The organism is Achromobacter sp. CSND-B12 (genome assembly GCF_052906545.1).
Genome location: NZ_JBREGJ010000001.1, coordinates 3,118,405 through 3,135,416 on the forward strand (window position 1 = coordinate 3,118,405; position 17,012 = coordinate 3,135,416).

At 68.4% G+C, this 17,012-nt stretch carries 15 protein-coding genes; 12 read left to right on the forward strand and 3 right to left on the reverse strand.

Translation table 11 applies throughout. The features are described 5' to 3' along the window. Positions 1-262: 262 nt before the first annotated feature. Complete coding sequence (locus tag ACUTAG_RS14660; RefSeq protein ID WP_020925758.1) at positions 263-1,105, reverse strand: IclR family transcriptional regulator; 843 nt, start codon at positions 1,103-1,105, stop codon at positions 263-265. A gap of 198 nt (positions 1,106-1,303) precedes the next feature. Here ACUTAG_RS14660 and ACUTAG_RS14665 point away from each other — a divergent pair, with 198 nt between their 5' ends. The 9 genes from ACUTAG_RS14665 to ACUTAG_RS14705 all read left to right on the forward strand — a co-directional run bounded on the left by ACUTAG_RS14665 (position 1,304) and on the right by ACUTAG_RS14705 (position 10,280). After that, on the forward strand, positions 1,304-2,374 hold the full coding sequence (locus tag ACUTAG_RS14665; RefSeq protein WP_024067314.1) for an ABC transporter ATP-binding protein: 1,071 nt from the start codon (positions 1,304-1,306) through the stop codon (positions 2,372-2,374). A 1-nt stretch (position 2,375) separates the two neighbouring features. Next, on the forward strand, positions 2,376-3,263 hold the full coding sequence (locus ACUTAG_RS14670) for an ABC transporter permease (RefSeq protein ID WP_006389514.1): 888 nt from the start codon (positions 2,376-2,378) through the stop codon (positions 3,261-3,263). Between the two features lie 15 nt (positions 3,264-3,278). Further along, positions 3,279-4,073: an ABC transporter permease gene (locus ACUTAG_RS14675; protein WP_054448993.1), complete on the forward strand. Its 795-nt coding sequence runs from the start codon at positions 3,279-3,281 to the stop codon at positions 4,071-4,073. 37 nt (positions 4,074-4,110) lie between these two features. Next, positions 4,111-4,440, forward strand: a complete 330-nt coding sequence (locus ACUTAG_RS14680) for a (2Fe-2S)-binding protein (RefSeq protein WP_006389512.1) — start codon at positions 4,111-4,113, stop codon at positions 4,438-4,440. Then, positions 4,437-5,816 carry an FAD/NAD(P)-dependent oxidoreductase gene (locus tag ACUTAG_RS14685; protein ID WP_148319394.1) on the forward strand — a complete coding sequence of 460 codons (1,380 nt, stop codon included), beginning with the start codon at positions 4,437-4,439 and terminating at the stop codon, positions 5,814-5,816. The genes ACUTAG_RS14680 and ACUTAG_RS14685 overlap by 4 nt, the downstream gene beginning before the upstream one ends. Further along, positions 5,813-6,985 (forward strand): NAD(P)/FAD-dependent oxidoreductase, encoded by a 1,173-nt coding sequence (locus ACUTAG_RS14690; RefSeq protein WP_148319395.1) that lies wholly within the window; start codon positions 5,813-5,815, stop codon positions 6,983-6,985. The genes ACUTAG_RS14685 and ACUTAG_RS14690 overlap by 4 nt, the downstream gene beginning before the upstream one ends. Next, on the forward strand, positions 6,982-8,049 hold the full coding sequence (locus ACUTAG_RS14695; RefSeq protein WP_054485421.1) for an ABC transporter substrate-binding protein: 1,068 nt from the start codon (positions 6,982-6,984) through the stop codon (positions 8,047-8,049). Before ACUTAG_RS14690 ends, ACUTAG_RS14695 begins: the two co-directional genes overlap by 4 nt. A gap of 90 nt (positions 8,050-8,139) precedes the next feature. Continuing rightward, positions 8,140-9,078 (forward strand): 2-hydroxyacid dehydrogenase, encoded by a 939-nt coding sequence (locus ACUTAG_RS14700; RefSeq protein WP_148319397.1) that lies wholly within the window; start codon positions 8,140-8,142, stop codon positions 9,076-9,078. 368 nt (positions 9,079-9,446) lie between these two features. Then, positions 9,447-10,280, forward strand: coding sequence for an AraC family transcriptional regulator (locus ACUTAG_RS14705; RefSeq protein ID WP_148319399.1), 834 nt, complete (start codon positions 9,447-9,449; stop codon positions 10,278-10,280). A gap of 73 nt (positions 10,281-10,353) precedes the next feature. On the opposite strand, the gene ACUTAG_RS14710 is transcribed toward ACUTAG_RS14705, so the two are convergent. Beyond that, positions 10,354-11,250 (reverse strand): LysR family transcriptional regulator, encoded by an 897-nt coding sequence (locus ACUTAG_RS14710; RefSeq protein ID WP_006389505.1) that lies wholly within the window; start codon positions 11,248-11,250, stop codon positions 10,354-10,356. 169 nt (positions 11,251-11,419) lie between these two features. On the opposite strand from ACUTAG_RS14710, the gene ACUTAG_RS14715 reads away from it, so the two are divergent. The 3 genes from ACUTAG_RS14715 to ACUTAG_RS14725 are packed head-to-tail and all read left to right on the forward strand — an operon-like array spanning position 11,420 to position 16,221. After that, complete coding sequence (locus ACUTAG_RS14715; RefSeq protein WP_262352310.1) at positions 11,420-12,400, forward strand: Bug family tripartite tricarboxylate transporter substrate binding protein; 981 nt, start codon at positions 11,420-11,422, stop codon at positions 12,398-12,400. A gap of 40 nt (positions 12,401-12,440) precedes the next feature. Further along, a complete protein-coding gene (locus tag ACUTAG_RS14720; RefSeq protein WP_148319403.1) occupies positions 12,441-14,498 on the forward strand; it encodes a hydantoinase/oxoprolinase family protein in 2,058 nt (685 codons plus the stop codon). Then, on the forward strand, positions 14,491-16,221 hold the full coding sequence (locus ACUTAG_RS14725) for a hydantoinase B/oxoprolinase family protein (RefSeq protein ID WP_148319405.1): 1,731 nt from the start codon (positions 14,491-14,493) through the stop codon (positions 16,219-16,221). Before ACUTAG_RS14720 ends, ACUTAG_RS14725 begins: the two co-directional genes overlap by 8 nt. On the opposite strand, the gene ACUTAG_RS14730 is transcribed toward ACUTAG_RS14725, so the two are convergent. Further along, the gene (locus ACUTAG_RS14730) at positions 16,208-17,005 is read right to left on the reverse strand and encodes a GntR family transcriptional regulator (RefSeq protein WP_006389501.1); all 798 of its coding nucleotides are present in this window, start codon (positions 17,003-17,005) and stop codon (positions 16,208-16,210) included. The two genes, ACUTAG_RS14725 and ACUTAG_RS14730, sit on opposite strands and share 14 nt — an antisense overlap. Between the last annotated feature and the right edge of the window lie 7 nt (positions 17,006-17,012).

Below are 17,012 nucleotides of genomic sequence, written 5' to 3' on the forward strand. Positions count from 1 at the left end.
GCCTACGGATTCCCTCGGGCGCATCTACACGGCGCGCCCCGCCCGCCCCTCGCCGCGCCGGCCTGCGTGCGTCGAGAGTTGAGGCGTTGTTGGAGCGGAGGGGGCATGAAGAGTGTGTGTTGCCTGTCATGGTCGGCTGCGCGGGCAGCCAGCCATGACTTACGCGGTGTCTTGTGGTGGCGCGATGTGCGCTGCGCGACGTTGACGCGGGGCTGGGTTGGCCCGGCCTTGGGTGGGAAGAGGGGCGGTGTGGCTGGTCGTTTCAGTCGCGGTTGCCGGTTCCAAGGAATTGGCTGGGGCGCCTTAGCGCCGGGTCGAAGGGGTTGAGTTGGGCGCTGATGCCGGCGGCTTCGCGGCGCAGGATTTCGACGATCAGGGGGAGGCGTTCGTCGCTGATGCGTTCGACGGGAGCGGCGATGCTGAGGGCGGCGACGGTGACGCCGTTGGGGTCATGCACGGGAACGGCCAGGCCGGCGATGTTGGGGAAGATGCCCTGGCCCTTGCTGCGGGCGTATTGGAGTTCCTGGCATTCCTTGATGCCGGCGCGCATGGTGATTTCGTCGACGAAACCGAGGTGGTGCAGGCGCGGGATGTTGAAGCGCAGGACTTCCTCGCGTTCGGCTTCGGGCAGGTTGGCCAGCAGCAGCAGGCCGCCCTGGCCCAGGCCGAGCGGGACGCGGCCGCCGATGTCGCCGGTGTGCGAGCGGACCGGGAAGGCGCCGTCGATGCGGTCCAGGCAGACGGCGTCGAAGCCGCTGCGCACCAGCAGGAAGATGGTGTCGTTGAGCATGCCGCTCAGGCGCAGCATGGCGGGGCGGTAGATCGCGCGCAGGGTCGATTGGTGGTTGCCGGCGTTGGCGGCGAGCGAGAAGAAGGCGACGCTGAGCTGATAGCCCTTGCTCTGCGCGGGCTGTTCGACCATGCCTTCCTGCACCAGGCCTTGCAATACGCGGTGGACGGTGGCCTGGGCCTGGCCGGTGCGGGCGGCGATGTCGGTCAGGCGCAGTTTTTCGCCCTTGGCGTCGGACAGGACGCGCAGCACGGCGAAGGCGCGTTGCAGGACGCCCTGGGCGCCGGCGTCGTCGGCGGCTTCTGATTTCTTCATTGTTCAATTCCGATAATCAAAATATACGGCTGTATTTTTATCAGGAAATTCAGCTATGTGGAAATAATAAATAGAAAATTCGATTATTCGGAAAACCCTAATTGACCGGCCTTTTCGGCCCCTCCTAGACTGCCCTGCATCGATTGCATCGCGGGCGGGTCCCGCGCACCGCTCCTCACCGGGCACGGGGTTTGGAATATGTCATTTCTGCGGCTGGACAACGTCTCCAAGAATTACGGCGACCTGCGGGTGGTCTCGGATCTGAGCCTGGCGGTCGAGAAAGGGGAATTCGTGTCCTTGCTGGGGCCGTCGGGCTGCGGCAAGACCACCACGCTGCAGATGATCGCGGGCTTTGCCGATGTGACGCGCGGCAGCATCACGCTCGATGGCCGCGACATCACCCATGCCAAGCCGAACACGCGCGGGCTGGGCATCGTGTTCCAGAGCTATGCGCTGTTTCCGCACCTGACGGTGGCGGACAACGTCGCATTTGGCCTGAAGATGCGCAAGGTCGAGCGCGCCGAGCGCCAGGCGCGGGTGCGCGAGGCGCTGGCGCTGGTGAAGCTGGACAAGCATGCCGACCGCTTTCCGCGTGAACTGTCGGGCGGGCAGCGCCAGCGGGTGGCGCTGGCGCGCGCGCTGGTGATCCGGCCGCCGGTGCTGCTGCTGGACGAACCGCTGTCGAACCTGGACGCCAAGCTGCGCGAGGACATGCAGTTCGAGCTGCGCAGCATCCAGAAGCAGATCGGCACCACCACCGTGATGGTGACGCACGACCAGGCCGAGGCGCTGTCGATCAGCGACCGCGTGGTGGTGATGCAGGACGGCCGCGCCACGCAGGTGGATGCGCCCTACCGCATGTACGAGCATCCGCAGAGCGAGTTCATCTCGCGTTTCGTCGGCAAGACCAACCTGCTGCCGGGCCGCGTGACGCGCTGCGGCACGCAGGCCGAGGTGGAGACCGGTGCGCTGCGCGTGCTGGTCGACGGCGCGGGCCTGCGCCACGGCGACAGTGTGCAGTTGTCGCTGCGACCGGAGAAGCTGGTGCCGGTGCCGGCGGGCCAGGGCAAGCTGTCCTGTGTGGTCAGCACCCGCTACTTCCTGGGCAGCCAGTGGATGTACGGGCTGGATTCGCCGGTGGGGGCGCTGACGGTGCTCACGCCCAACGACGGCCGCCGGCCGCACGACGATGGCGAACAGATCGGCCTGGACTGGGCCGAGGGCGTGCTGCGCGTGCTGCCCGTCGCGGCCGTTGCCGAAGAGGCCTGACATGGCGACGCTGACCCAACCCGGCGCCGCCAGCGCACCCAAGCCGCGCACCGACGGGCTGCTGGCCATCCTCGGTTCGATTCCGCTGGCGATCGTGTTCCTGACGCTGGTGCTGACGCCGCTGGCGTTGACGCTGGTGCTGTCGTTCCGCCCGTTCGACTACAGCGCGGGCATCCTGCCCGGGCACACCTTCGAACACTACCTGGCGGTGGTGACCGACAGCTATTTCCTGGAGATCTTCTGGCGCACGTTCTGGATCGCGGGCGTGACCACGCTGATCTGCGTGCTGATCGGCGCGCCCGAGGCCTACATCCTGTCGCGCATGGGCAAGCCGTGGCGTTCGATCTTCCTGCTGGTGGTGCTGTCGCCGCTCTTGATCTCGCTGGTGGTGCGCGCCTTCGGCTGGAGCATGCTGCTGGGGCCGGGCGGGGCCATCGGCCGCGCGGCCGCGGCGCTGGGCCTGGGGCCGCTGCTGTACACGCCCACCGCGGTCATCATCGGCCTGGTGCACGTGATGCTGCCGTTCATGGTGATCCCGGTGTGGACCTCGCTGCAGAAGCTGGACCCGACCGTGGAGCATGCGGCGCTGTCGCTCAATGCGTCGCGCTTGCAGACGCTGCTGCGCATCGTGCTGCCGCAGGCCATGCCGGGCATCCTGTCGGGCAGCCTGATCGTGTTCGGGCTGTCGGCCAGTTCGTTCGCGATTCCCGCGCTGCTGGGCGGACGCCGCCTGAAGATGGTGGCCACGGTGGTCTACGACGAATTCCTGACCGAACTGAACTGGCCGCTGGGCGCGGCCATCGCCATCGTGCTGCTGGTGGTCAACGTCGTCATCATGATGGCGTACAACCGCGTGGTGGAACGTTCCTACCGGCGCAGCCTGGGTTGAGCGAGGACAGCGATCATGCAGAAAAACGGTCCCTTCGCCCTGCTCTTCAATGCCCTGGTGGTGCTGTTCGTGCTGGCGCCGCTGGCCATCGTGTGCCTGGTGGCGTTCACCCCCGAGTCGACGCTGACGGTGCCGACCACGCAGTTTTCGCTGCGCTGGTTCCACGCGGTGTTCGAGCATCCCAATTTCATGCAGGCGTTCAAGAACAGCCTGTGGCTGGCGTTCCTGTCGGCCAGCATCGCCGTGTGCCTGGCGTTGCCGGCGGCCATCGCCATTACGCGCTACCGCTTTCCGGGGCGCGATGCGCTCAACGGCCTGTTTCTGTCGCCGCTGATGATCCCGCACCTGGTGCTGGGCGTGGCGCTGCTGCGCTTTTTCGCGCTGCTGGGCACCACCGGCAGCTTCGGCTGGCTGGTGTTCAGCCACGTGGTGGTGATCACGCCGTATGTGATGCGGCTGGTGATCGGCGCGCTGGTGGGCTTTGACCGCTCGGTCGAGCACGCCGCGCTGTCGCTGGGCGCGAGCCGCGCCACGGTGTTTTTCCAGGTGACGCTGCCACTCATCATTCCGGGCGTGTCGGGCGGCTGGCTGCTGGCCTTCATCAACAGTTTCGACGAGTTGACCATGTCGGTGTTCATCACCGCGCCCTCGACCATCACGCTGCCGGTGCGCATGTACATGTACGCCACCGAGTCGATCGATCCGATGATGGCCGCCGTGTCGGCGCTGGTGATCGGCCTGACCGCGGTGACCATGCTGCTGCTGGACCGCGTCTACGGCCTGGACCGCGTGCTGGTGGGACAGAAATGACGATCAAGCCGGGTACGCAACGGGAGACCCCGCCATCATGGCAATACTGAAACGCCTGGCCGAAACGGCCCGGCCCGCCGTCGCCTTCACGCTGGACGGCAAACCCTGCACCGCGCTGGCCGGCGATACCGTGCTGACGGCGGTGCTGACGCAGGCCGAACGCCTGCGCGTGTCGGAATTCGGCGGCGGCCCGCGCGCCGGTTTCTGCATGATGGGCGCCTGCCAGGACTGCTGGATGCAGCGCGAGGATGGCACGCGGCTGCGCGCCTGTTCCACCTACATCGAAGCCGGCATGCGCCTGCGCAGCGCGCCGCTGCGCGCGGAACACGTGCCGGGCACGCTGGCGGCGGAGGGCGACGCATCATGATCCTGCCCGTGATCGTGGGGGCCGGTCCGGCCGGCATCCGCGCCGCGCAGACGCTGGCGGCGCAGGGCCTGCGGCCGGTGGTGCTGGACGAGGCGCCGCGCGCCGGCGGCCAGATCTACCGCCAGCCGCCGCCGGGCTTCGCGCGGCCCAAGGCGGCGTTGTACGGCTTCGAGCATCGCAAGGCCGACGCGCTGCATCGCAAGATGGACGAGCTGGCGCCGCAGCTGGACTATCGCCCCGGCAGCCTGGTGTGGAACGCCGAGGGCAAGACGCTGGACGTGCTGCGCGACGGCAAGAGCGAGCCCGTGCCCTACACCCACTTGATCCTGGCCACCGGCGCCACCGACCGCGTGCTGCCTTTCCCGGGCTGGCTGACGCCGGGCGTGTACACGCTGGGTGGTTCGCAGGTGGCGTTGAAGCACCAGGGTTGCGCCATCGGCGAGCGGGTCGCGTTCCTGGGCACCGGCCCCCTGCTCTATCTGGTCGCCTACCAGTACGCCAAGGCCGGCGCCCGTGTTGTGGCGGTGCTGGATACCTCGCGCTTCGCCAATCGCCTTGCCGCCTTGCCCGCCATGCTGCGCGCGCCGGGCCTGCTGGCCAAGGGGCTGTACTACATGGCCTGGCTGCGCGCGCATGGCGTGCCGATGGCCAGCGGCGTGCGGCCGGTGCGGGCCGAGGGCGAGGCGCGCGTCACCGGGCTGGTCTACCGTCAGGGATCGCGCCAGCGGCGGGTGGATTGCGATGCCTTGGGCTACGGCCTGTCGCTGCGCTCCGAAACGCAACTGGCCAGCCTGGCGGGCTGCCAGTTCATTTTCAACGCGCGTGACCGTGCCTGGACGCCGCGCCTGGACGCGGCCGGACGCAGCAGCGTGGCCGGCGTGTACGTGGCCGGCGATGGCGCCGGCATCGGTGGCGCCGACGCGGCCGAGCTGGCCGGCGAGCGCGCCGCGCTCGCCTTGCTGGAAGACGCGGGTCATGCCGTGTCCGTGGCACGGGCGCGCGAACTCGAAGCGCGCCTGGCCGCCAATGGCCGCGTGCGCGATGCGCTGGAGCGCGCCTTCCCGTTTCCCGAGGATTGGGCCGCCGCCATCGCTGACAACACCGTGGTATGCCGCTGCGAGGAAGTCACCGCCGGCACACTGCGCGCCGTGATCCATGGCACCGGCGCGCGCGAACTGAACCGCCTGAAGGCGCTGACGCGTGTCGGCATGGGACGCTGCCAGGGCCGCATGTGCGGCGCTGGCGCGGCCGAAGTGCTGGCGCAGGCCTGCGGCGCCGGGCCGGACGGCGTCGGCCGCCTGCGCGGCCAGCCGCCGGTCAAGCCGATCCCTGTGGATATCGTCTGTCTCGACCGCACGGAGAAGGCCGCGCCATGACCGAACGCATCGACACCGAAGTCGCCATTCTCGGCGGCGGCATCGTCGGCGGCAGCGCCGCGCTGTTCCTGCGCCGGCTGGGCGTGCCGGTGGTGCTGCTGGAGGCCGCGCTGTGCGGCGCCCGCGCCAGCGGCGTCAACTACGGCGGCGTGCGTCGCCAGGGCCGTGGCCTGGAGCAGATGCCGCTGGCGCGCCGCGCGCACGAATTGTGGGGCCAGCTGCCGCAACTGATCGGCATCGACGGCGAATACGTGCGCTCGGGCCACTTGAAGCTGGCGTGCTCGGATGCGGACCTGGACGCCTTGCACGCCTATCGCGCGCAGACCCGTGGCTTCGGCATGAACCTGGAAATGCTGGACCGCGCCGCGCTGGCGCGGCGCTTCGGCTGGCTGGGCGCGCACGTGGTGGGCGGCTCGTTCTGTCCCGAGGACGGCCACGCCAACCCGCGCCTCGTGTCGCCCGCCTTTGGCCGCGCGGCCCGCGCGCTGGGCGCAGACGTGCGCGAATCGACCCGCGTCACCGAAGCGGTCCATGACGGCGAGCGCTTCATCCTGCGCGCCGGCGACGCGCTGGAGGTGCGTTCGCGCTTCCTGCTCAATTGCGCCGGCGCCTGGGCCGGACGCTTCGCGCAGGATTTCGGCGAAACCGTGCCCGAGACCGCGATCCATCCGCTGATGATGGTGACCGAGCCGCTGCCGCTGTTCATGGATGTCAGCCTCGGCATGCAGGGCGGCGGCATCTACGCGCGCCAGGTGGCGCGCGGCAACTGCGTCATCGGCGGCGGCCGCGCCGTGTCCGCCGGCCCCGATTACGCCCGTCCCGGCCGCGAGGCGCTGGGCCCGCTGATGGCCAACGCCGCGCGCCTGCTGCCGCCGTTGCGCGGGGCGCAGGTCATCCGCTTCTGGACCGGGGTGGAGGGCAACATGCCCGACCACAACCCGGTGCTGGGCCCCAGCGCCACCGTGCCGGGTCTGTTCCATGCTTTCGGCCTGTCCGGCGCGGGCTTCCAGATCGGCCCCGCCGTGGGCGAAGTGCTTTCCGAACTGGTCGTTAACGGCCGGTCTTCCATTCCCATCGACGCCTTCGGCATCGGACGATACACGGGGGCCGCTCACGGCGCCGTGGCTCGGTTGGGGCCTGTTCGTGAGCAAACGCTGGAGTCACCATGAAGCACAACAAACAGGGCGTTCGCCGCCCGTCCAAGGGGAAGTGGCTGCTGGGCCTGGCGCTGGCCGCGCTGTCGGCGGGCGCCATGGCGCAGCAGAAGACGCTGTACGTCGGCATGAACGGCGGCGACATGGAGCGCGCCTTCACGCAGTACGTGTTCCCGGATTTCGAGAAGGCCAACAACGTCAAGATCGTGGTGGTGCCCGGCACTTCCACCGACGTGCTGGCCAAGGCCCAGGCGTTCAAGGACAAGCCGCAGATGCACGTCATGTTCCTGGACGACGGCATCATGGCGCGCGCCATCTCCATGGGCCTGTGCGAGCCGCTCAACGACGATCCGGTGCTCAAGGACCTGTACCCCACCGCCGTCATGAAGGACCGCATGGCCGCCGGCATCGACATCGGCATGACCGGCCTGGGCTACAACACCCGCCTGTTCAAGGAGAAAGGCTGGGCCGCGCCGACCTCGTGGATGGACCTGGCCGATCCCAAGTTCAAGGGCAAGGTGGTGTTCCAGTCGGCCTCGGGTAGCACCTTCGGCCTGCACGGCTTCCTGATGTTCAACCGCATCCAGGGCGGCAACGACCAGAACACCGAGCCCGGCTTCAAGCAGTGGCCGTCCACCATCGGCCCCAACGTGCTGGAATACATTCCCAACTCGGCCAAGCTGGCCGAGATGATCCAGTCCAACGAAGCCGCCATCTTCCCGCTCACGCCCACCGCCATCGCCCGCCTGAAAAAGCGCGACATCCCGGTGGAATACGCCCAGCCCAAGGAAGGCTCGGTGATCCTGATGGTGGCCGAATGCGTCATCGCCAAGAACAGCGAGCCGGAACTGGCGCAGAAGCTGGCGCTGTACCTGCTGTCGCCGCAGGCGCAGGCCAAGGCACTGGAAATGGGCGGCCATTTCCCGTCCAATAAGAACGTTCAACCGCCGGCCGGCACCGAAGAGGCGCTCAAGCGCTTCCAGGGCTACATGGCCAACGCCAAGATCCTGGACTGGGACCAGATCAACGCCACCCGTCCCGCCTTCAACGCGCGCTGGAACCGCACGGTCGAACGCTGACGTCAGGCGCGCCGCGCCGTCCGTGCATCGCGGGCGGCTCGGCGCCGATCACACCCAGGGCGCGCGCGCCCGCAACGCAGGAGGCCAGGCATGCGGCTCATCATCAGGTCCGGCGGCGAATTGGCCATGGAAGAATGGCGCGAGCAGTTCAAGCGCCACGCGCCCGATCTGGAGATCGTCAGCTGGTTCGACGACGTCGACCCCGCCTCGATCGACTACGCCCTGGTCTGGGCCCCCGACCCCGGCCGCCTGGCCACCTTCCCCAACCTCAAGCTCATCATTAGCGCCGGCGCCGGCGTCGACCACATCGTCTCCGACCCCGCCTGGCCGCGCCACCTGCGCATCGCCCGCATGGTCACGCCGCGCACCGAAACCGAGATGGCCGAGTTCGTGCTGACCAGCGCCCTGATGCTGACCCGCGACCTCAAGCGCGCCATCGACCAGCAGGCCCGCCGCCACTGGGAACTGTACGACTCGCTGCGCGTGGCCGCCGACATGCGCGTCGGCATCATGGGCCTGGGCCACCTCGGCATCGCCGCCGCCCGCCTGCTGGCCAAGGTCGGTTTCCCCGTCAGCGGCTGGTCGCGCGGCGCGACCACCTTGCCCGACGGCCTGCCTTCCTACGCCGGCCCCGACCAGTTCCCCGAATTCCTGTCCCGCACCGACCTGCTGGTCTGCCTGCTGCCCGCCACCGAAGCCACCCGCGGCATCCTCAACCGCGACACCTTCGCCCACCTCCCCCGCGGCGCCAGCGTCATCAACGCCGGCCGCGGCAGCCACATGGTCACGCAGGACCTTCTCGACGCCCTGGACAGCGGTCATCTGCACCAGGCCTTGCTGGACGTCTTCGACCCCGAACCCCTGCCGCCCGAGTCCCCCCTCTGGACCCACCCCAACATCATCATCACCCCCCACTGCGCCGCCATCCCCGACCGCCAGGAACGCGCCCGCCACACCGCCTGGCTCATCGCCGCCAACGAACGCGGCGAGGCCTTGCCCAACATCTACGACCCCGTTCGCGGCTACTGAAAACACCGCCAAGCAGTTGTCCACAGCTTGCGCTTTGCGCCAAAATCCCAAGGCCTGTGGAAAACTCGATTTCGTCCCCAGCATCCGCGAAGTGAAATCAATCGCAGCCCGGGGCGTCGTGGCATGGCGGTGCGGGGCGTGTAGATGCGCCCGACGGAAACCGAAGGGAGCCGAAGGCGGACGAGGTTGAGTATGGGGCAGTCCGGAGCGAACGCTCCGGACCGCAATCGTAGCCCCGCACCGCCATGCCACGGCGCCCCGGGCGTCTAAAGAACCCCGTTCCCCGCCAGCAAAAAACGGTTCAACAAAAAAACCGCAAAATCTGCAAACCAAGGCCGCCTACATTTGCTCCCCAAGGAGCCACGCAATTGAAACCCCAAACTCGCGCCACCTACGCCCACCGCCTGGACCCCGTCCTGCGCTGGCTGGCAAGCCACCCCGACGCCGACCCCGACCTCTACCAGTTGGCCGACCTGGCTTGCCTCTCGCCCTATCACTTCCACCGCGTCTACCGCGCCGTGATGGGCGAAACCGTGAACGCCACCGTGCAACGCATCCGCATGCATCGCGCGGCCGTCTCGCTGGGCAGCACCGGGGATTCCTTGCGTGACGTGGCGCAGCGCGCCGGCTATGAGTCGGACGCCGCCTTCAACCGCGCGTTCGGCGCGACCTTCGGCATCCCGCCGGGGCGCTACCGCGCGACCCGCTCCCGACCCTTCGACCCCAAGGAGCTAGGCATGTATCCCATCACCATCGAAACCTTCCCCGGCGCCGTGCTGGCCGCCCTGCCGCACCATGGCAGCTACCAGGAAATCGGCCCGGTCTTCACCCGCGCCTTCATGCTCGCGGCCAGCCGCGGCCTGGCGCGTCCCGAGGCCATCGGCTTCGGCGTCTACTTCGACGACCCCGAGCAGGTGCCGCCGGCCCAGTTGCGCTCAATGGCAGGCGTATCGGTCGCGCCCGACGCCGAGCTGGGCGACGAACTGGAACGCTTCGAGATCCCCGCCACCCGTTGTGCGATGCTGACCTATACCGGCCCGTACAACGAGATGGACAAGCCCTACAACTGGATGTTCTCGGAATGGCTGCCCGCCAGCGGCATGGTGCCGGCGGACTTCCCCATGTTCGAGCAGTACCTGAATGATCCGCGCACCACGCCGCCCGCGCAATTGCAGACGCGCATCTGCATGCCGTTGAAGTAAGCGTCGCAAGCCGCGCGATGGCCCGCGTTGACGTGGCCGTCGCGCGCGGCACGGGCGTGGCTTCGCGCCGCCGCTACCCCAGCACGCCCGCCAGGTACTGCCGCAGCCATGCGTGCGCCGGATCGTCCTGGTAGCGCTCGTGCCAGTACAGCGACACGGTGATCGCCGGCAGGCTCAGCGGCGCCTTGAGCGTGACGATGCGCGCGCTGCCCGACATGGCCTTGGCGATGCTCACCGGCATCGTCGCGATGAGGTCCGAGGCTTCGACGATGAACGGGCACACCATGTAGCTCGACAGCGTCGCCACGATGCGGCGGCTGCGGTTCTGTCCCATCAGGATGCGATCGATGGCCTTGCTGAAGTAGCGCGTGTGGGCCGCCAGGTCCAGGTGGCCGTAGCTCAGGTAGGCGTCCAGGTTCCAGCGCTTGCGCAGACAGGGATGGCCTTCGCGCACGATGCACACCGCCGGCTCCTGGTACAGGAAGCGCGTGCGCAGGTCCGGCGCCGGGTCCGGAAAGTAGCCGGCGATCAGCTCCACATGATTGGTGTCCAGCATGCTCAGGCCATGCTGCGGCCGCGCCGGCACGATCAGCAATTGGAAGTGCGGCGCATCCACCGCCAGGCGCGGGATCAGCTTGGGCAGCAGCGTGTACTGCACGTAATCGGTGGCGTAGAACGACAGGCTGCGCGCCGAGTGCGCCGGGTCGAACACCTCGCGCGTGCGGGTGGCGCGGCGCCAACCTTCCAATAGCGGCAGAAAGCCCTGGTGCAGTTCATGCGCGCGCTGTGTCGGCTGCCACGCGCCGCCTTCGCGCACCAGCAGCGGATCGCCGAACAGTTGCCGCAGACGGTTCATCGCGGCGCTCATGGCGGGCTGGCTGATGCCCAGCTGCTCGGCCGCGCGCGACACATTGCGGCAGGTCATCAACGCGTCGAAATGCACAAGCAGATTCAGGTCCGGATGCTTCACCGCCGCCCACCTATAAATGGCATCTATATCAATATAAACCGCAAGGACTGCTGGCGCGTGCCGGCCAGGCCTAGGATGTTCCCGTTGTTGCAGTGAACCCGGGGCAATGCCTCTCAGGTCCGGCATCCATGATCGGGCCGCAAGGAAGTTCTATCAACAAGGGGAAGTCATGAACGCAGCGTTCATTCGCAGTTGCTGTCTTGCATTGGGGGCGGCCGCGCTGGCCGCCACCGCGCTACCGGCCCGCGCCGAGTGGCCCGACAAGGTGATCCGCATCGTGGTGCCGTTCGCGGCGGGCGGGTCCACCGACCTGATCGCGCGCAAGATCGCGGAGGGCCTGGGCCAGCGCCTGTCGGCCAATGTCATTGTCGAGAACCGGCCCGGCGCCGGCGGCACCGTCGGCACCGAGTACGTGGCGCGCCAGCCGGCCGACGGCTACACCATCCTGATGGGTTCGGTCAGCACGCACGGCAGCGCGCCCTGCGTGTATTCGAAGCTGCCGTACGACGCGCTCAAGGATTTCACGCCGCTGACCGTCGTTGCCACCATTCCCAACGTCATGTCCGTGAACCAGTCGGTGCCGGCCAACAACCTGCGGGAGTTCGTGGCGCTGCTCAAGAAAGAGCCCGAGAAATACTCGTTCGCCTCCAACGGCCAGGGCACCTCCAACCACCTGGCCGCCGAGCTGTTCAAGAGCACGGCCGGCGTGTCGATGGTGCACGTGCCCTACCGCGGTTCGGGTCCGGCGTTGATCGACCTGGTGGGTGGCCAGATCAACATGATGATGGACGTGGTGATGACGTCCTATCCATACATCAAGGACGGCAAGATCAAGGCGCTGGCGGTGACGTCGCCGCAGCGCTCGCCGATGCTGCCCGACGTGCCGACGGTGGCCGAGTCCGGCTATCCCGGTTACGAAGCGATGGTGTGGTTCGGCATGCTGGCCCCGGCCAAACTGCCCGAGCCGTTGCGCGTCAAGTTGACCGATGCGCTGGCGCAGACGCTGCACGCGCCCGCCATGAAGACCTATCTGGAACAACAGGGCGCGCAGGTCTCGGACGTGGCCGGGCCGGCCTTCGGCGCCATGATCAAGAGCGAAATCGACAAGTGGTGCGGCGTGGTCAAGCAGGCCGGCATCAAGCTGGACTGAGCGCGGCCGCGCCCTTCTTTTCTTTCAGGGAAGCACAAGCATGTATCGCATAGGGATAGACGTCGGAGGCACGTTTACCGACTTCACGATGATCGACGAAGATCAAGGCATCGTGCACTTTCACAAGGTGCCGTCGACGCCGTCGGACCCATCGGAAGCCATCGCCACCGGCATCGGGCAGATGCTCAAGGACCATGGCGTGGCGCCGTCGCAGGTGTCGCACGTGGGCCATGGCACTACGGTGGCGACCAACCTCATCATCGAGCGCAAGGGCGCGCGCGTCGGCCTGATCACCACGCAGGGGTTTCGCGACGTGCTGGAGATCGGCCGGCAGACGCGGCCGCACCTGTACGACTACAGCGTCGGCAAGCCGCCGGTGGCGGTGCCGCGCGAGTTCCGCGCCGAGGTCAATGAACGCGTCAATGCGCAGGGCGAGGTGCTGACATCGCTGGATGGGGACGCGGTGCGGTCGGCGGCGCGGCGCTTTGCCGCCGCCGGCATCGACGCCGTGACCATCTGCTTTCTGCATGCCTACCGCAACCCGGCGCACGAGCAACAGGCCGCGCGCATCGTGGCCGAGGAAATGCCCGATGCGTATATCAGCCTGTCGTCTGACGTGCTGCCGGAATTCCGCGAATACGAGCGCCTGTCGACCACGGTGCTGAACGCGGCGGTGGGGCCGAAGATGGCGCGTTACCTGGAACGCTTCCTGCAGCGCGTGCGCGAGCTGGATATCGGCCACGAGCCGCACACCATCCATTCCAACGGCGGCCTGATGTCGATCGCCACGGTGCGCCAGTATCCGGTGCGCACCTGCCTGTCGGGGCCGGCCGCCGGCGTGGTGGGCGCGGCCGCGGTGGGCCGCGCCATCGGCAGCCTGAACCTGGTGACGTTCGACGTCGGCGGCACCAGCACCGACGTGTCGCTGATCTGCGATGGCCGGCCGCTGTTCACCTCGCACCGCCAGGTGGCGGGCTATCCGGTGAAGACGCCGATGGTGGACATCCACGTGATCGGCGCGGGCGGCGGCAGCATCGCCTGGCTCGACGACGCGGGCGCGCTGAAGGTCGGGCCGCACAGCGCCGGCGCGGTGCCGGGGCCGGTGGGCTACGGCCGCGGCGGCACCGAGCCGACCATCACCGATGCCGAGATAGCCTTGCAGCGCCTGAATCCGGTGGCGCTGCTGAATGGCCGCATGCCGGTGCACGCCGAGGCCGCGCGCCAAGTGATCGACGAACGCGTGGCGCGGCCGCTGGGGCTGACGCGCGAGGCGGCGGCCGAAGGCATCCTGCGCATCGCGGCGGCCAACATGAGCCGCGCCATCCGCGCCGTGTCGACCGAGCGCGGCTACGACCTGTCGCAATTCGCCCTGTATGCCTATGGCGGCGCGGGGCCGCTGCACGCGGTCGAGGTGGCCGAGGAATGCGGCATCCCCACGGTGATCGTGCCGCAGGAGCCGGGCACCATGTGCGCGCGCGGCATCCTGCTCAGCGACATCTCGTTCGACTTCGTGCGCAGCGAGATCGCGCTGGCCAGCGCGGAAAGCTGGGACGGCGTATCGACGATCTTCGACGGGCTGCGCGATCAGGCCGAACGCTGGCTGGAAGAAGAACGCGTGGAACCGGCGCTGCGCCTGTACCGCAGCGCCATCGACGCGCGCTACGAGGGCCAGAACTTCGAAGTGCAGGTGGCGCTGGACGATACCGGCGCCGGCGGCTACGCCGAGTTCGCGCGCCGCTTCGCCGAGGCGCACGAGCGCGAATACGGCTACACCGTCGACGACCGCAAGGTGCAGATCATCAACTGCCGCATGCAGGCGGTGGGCCAGGTGGTGAAGGCGCCGCTGGCGCCGCGCCAGGTCGATGGAACGCTGGATGGCGCCCGCATCGGCGAACGCCGCGCCTACTTCGGCGAGCGCCACGGCTGGCTGGATACGCCGGTCTATGACCGCGACCGCGTGCCCACCGGCACGCGGTTCAGCGGCCCGGCGCTGCTGGAGGAAATGAGCTCGACCACCGTGGTCGGCGCGGGCCAGGACGTCGAGGTCGACGCGTACGGCAACCTGATCATCCGTTTGCAAGGAGGCTCCCATGCGTGAAGCCCATCAAGCCCAGCAAGACAGCGGCGTTGCCCTGGCCGATCCGGTCGGCATGGAGGTGTTCTGCAACCGCCTGCTGTCGATCACCGAAGACATGAACAACACGCTGGTGCGGGCCTCGTTCTCGACCAACATCAAGGAACGCAAGGACTGCTCGGTGGCGCTGTTCGACGCCGCCGGCCGGCTGGTGGCGCAGGGCACGCAGATTCCGCTGCACCTGGGCTCGCTGGACGGCGCCATGGGCGCGATCCTGCGCACCTTTGGGGCCGACCAGATCCGCGACGGCGATGTGTTCATCTGCAACGACCCCTACCTGGCCGATGGCAGCCACCTGCCCGACATCAACATCGTCACACCGGTGTTCTGGGAAGGCACGCTGCGCTTTTTCGCCGCCAACATCGCCCACCATTCGGACGTGGGCGGCGCGGTGCCCGGCTCGATCGCCGGCGGCCTGAAGTCGATCTTCGAGGAGGGCATCCGCATTCCCGCCAGCCGCATCGCGCGCGCCGGCGAGGTGGACGAGGACCTGTTGCGCCTGATCTGCGCCAACACCCGCGACCCCGAGGAACGGGTGCTGGACCTGCGCGTGCAGATGGCCACCAACCGCCGCGGCGCGGCCGCCGTGCAGGGCCTGATCCGGCAGATGGGGCTGGAAGCGGTGCTGCGCTCGGTCGAGGACGTCATCACCTACACCCGCCGCCGCCTGCTCAACCGCATCGGCGAGCTGGCGCAGGGCAGCTACACCTTCCGCAGCGATCTGGACGACGACGGCATGGGCGGCGATCCGGTGCCGATCCAGGTGACGCTGACGGTCAGCCGCGACCGCCTGCATTTCGATTTCGAGGGCTCCGGCAAGCAGGCCCGCGGCGCCATGAACCTGCCGTTCAACGCGCTGCGAGCCTGCGTGTATTACGCGGTCAAGGCGCTGCTGGATCCGGACCTGGCGCCCAACGCCGGCCTGTTCGATCCGATCAGCGTGTCGGCGCCGGTGGGCACCATCACCAACCCCGAGCATCCGGCGGCGGTGGGCGCGCGCTCGATCACCGCGCAGAAAGTGGCGGGCGCGATCTTCGGTGCGTTCCGCGGCCTGCTGCCAGCGGAAAAGACCATGGCGTCCAGCAACGACTGCTGCCCGGCCATCGTGTTCTCGGGCCGCTGGCGTGAGCGCGCCGGCCACTTTGTGTACCTGGAAACGCTGGGCGGCGGCGCCGGCGCGCGCTTCGATGCCGACGGCATGGACGCGGTGCACGTGCACATGACCAACACGTCCAACCTGCCGGTGGAGGCGCTGGAAAACGAGTATCCGCTGCTGATGGACGAGTACGCCATGATCCCGGATTCCGGTGGCGCCGGCCGCACCCGCGGCGGCATGGGCATCGCCAAGCAGATCCGCGCGGTCGGACCCGGCATCGTGTTCTCGGCGCGCTCGGACAGCCACACGGTGGGGGTGGCCGCCGGTGTCGATGGCGGCGCCGACGGCCGCCGAGCGCGGCTGGTGCGCAATTTCGGCACGCCCGCCCAAGAGGAACTGTTCTCCAAGACCGCCAACATCACGCTGGCGCCGGGCGAGAGCGTGCGCATCGAGACCCCGGGCGCGGGCGGCTATGGCGCGCCGGTCGAGCGTTCGCGCTCCCGCATCGAGCGCGACCTGGCCGACGGCAAGATCAGCCCGGAAGCCGCGCGCACGGCCTATGGCTACGAAGCCCCCGCTACGCGACGTTGAGCGACATCGAGTACTTCATCTTGTCATGCGGAAAAGTGGTGATCGTGGCCAGCAGCAGCACCCCGCCGCTGCCGTAGTAGCGGCGGGTGATGACGAAGCCCGCCGTCTGCGGTTCGACCTGGAGCTGTCTGGCGATCCCCGCCGCGATGGGCGTGGCCGAGAACTCCTGGTTGACCTCGTGGATGCGGTTGCCGAAATGATCTTCGATCAGCCGCAGCAGCGAAATGCGCGGTTGGATGTCGGCGCGCAGGTCGGAATGCGCCGGATCGGCGTAGATCAGCGTGCACGCCACCGGCGTGTCCTGGTCGCCCAGCGTCTTGATGGAGTTGATGTGCAGCCACGGCTGGCCGGGCTCGGCGCCCAGGCTCTCGGCCAGCCGCTTGGTGAGCTTGATGGTGCGCACGTCCTGCACCAGCAGCGCGGCGTTGCGCGCGTATTGCAGCAGGTCAGGGAACTGCGAGATGCGTTGGGTGAAGCGGGTGCTGGCGTGGGCGGTCTCGACGCGCGTGCCGACGCCGGGGCGGCGCGACACCATGCCGGCCACCGTCAGCATGCGGATGGCCTCGCGGATGGTGTGGCGGCTGGCGCCGAATTGTTCGCACAGTTCGTGTTCGGTCGGCAGCAGCGTCATGACCGGATAGCGGCCGCTGCCGATGTCGCGCGCCAGCTGCTGGTAGATGCTCTTGTAGCGCGGGCCGCCAGCCTCGTCGTCCGGCCCCGTGGCCTGGCCGCGGGCCTCGCGCGCGGCGGCCGGGTCGGACGCGCGTTCGGAGGATCGGGTCATGGGGGTG

Excerpts from the sequence above, each read along its gene's own strand:
- ACUTAG_RS14660 (WP_020925758.1), bottom strand. The coding sequence starts at position 1,105 with ATGAAGAAATCAGAAGCCGCCGACGACGCCGGCGCCCAGGGCGTCCTG.
- ACUTAG_RS14700 (WP_148319397.1), top strand. The coding sequence starts at position 8,140 with ATGCGGCTCATCATCAGGTCCGGCGGCGAATTGGCCATGGAAGAATGG.
- ACUTAG_RS14720 (WP_148319403.1), top strand. The coding sequence starts at position 12,441 with ATGTATCGCATAGGGATAGACGTCGGAGGCACGTTTACCGACTTCACG.
- ACUTAG_RS14730 (WP_006389501.1), bottom strand. The coding sequence starts at position 17,005 with ATGACCCGATCCTCCGAACGCGCGTCCGACCCGGCCGCCGCGCGCGAG.
- ACUTAG_RS14715 (WP_262352310.1), top strand. The coding sequence starts at position 11,420 with ATGAACGCAGCGTTCATTCGCAGTTGCTGTCTTGCATTGGGGGCGGCC.
- ACUTAG_RS14665 (WP_024067314.1), top strand. The coding sequence starts at position 1,304 with ATGTCATTTCTGCGGCTGGACAACGTCTCCAAGAATTACGGCGACCTG.
- ACUTAG_RS14680 (WP_006389512.1), top strand. The coding sequence starts at position 4,111 with ATGGCAATACTGAAACGCCTGGCCGAAACGGCCCGGCCCGCCGTCGCC.
- ACUTAG_RS14725 (WP_148319405.1), top strand. The coding sequence starts at position 14,491 with ATGCGTGAAGCCCATCAAGCCCAGCAAGACAGCGGCGTTGCCCTGGCC.
- ACUTAG_RS14695 (WP_054485421.1), top strand. The coding sequence starts at position 6,982 with ATGAAGCACAACAAACAGGGCGTTCGCCGCCCGTCCAAGGGGAAGTGG.
- ACUTAG_RS14690 (WP_148319395.1), top strand. The coding sequence starts at position 5,813 with ATGACCGAACGCATCGACACCGAAGTCGCCATTCTCGGCGGCGGCATC.
- ACUTAG_RS14685 (WP_148319394.1), top strand. The coding sequence starts at position 4,437 with ATGATCCTGCCCGTGATCGTGGGGGCCGGTCCGGCCGGCATCCGCGCC.
- ACUTAG_RS14675 (WP_054448993.1), top strand. The coding sequence starts at position 3,279 with ATGCAGAAAAACGGTCCCTTCGCCCTGCTCTTCAATGCCCTGGTGGTG.
- ACUTAG_RS14670 (WP_006389514.1), top strand. The coding sequence starts at position 2,376 with ATGGCGACGCTGACCCAACCCGGCGCCGCCAGCGCACCCAAGCCGCGC.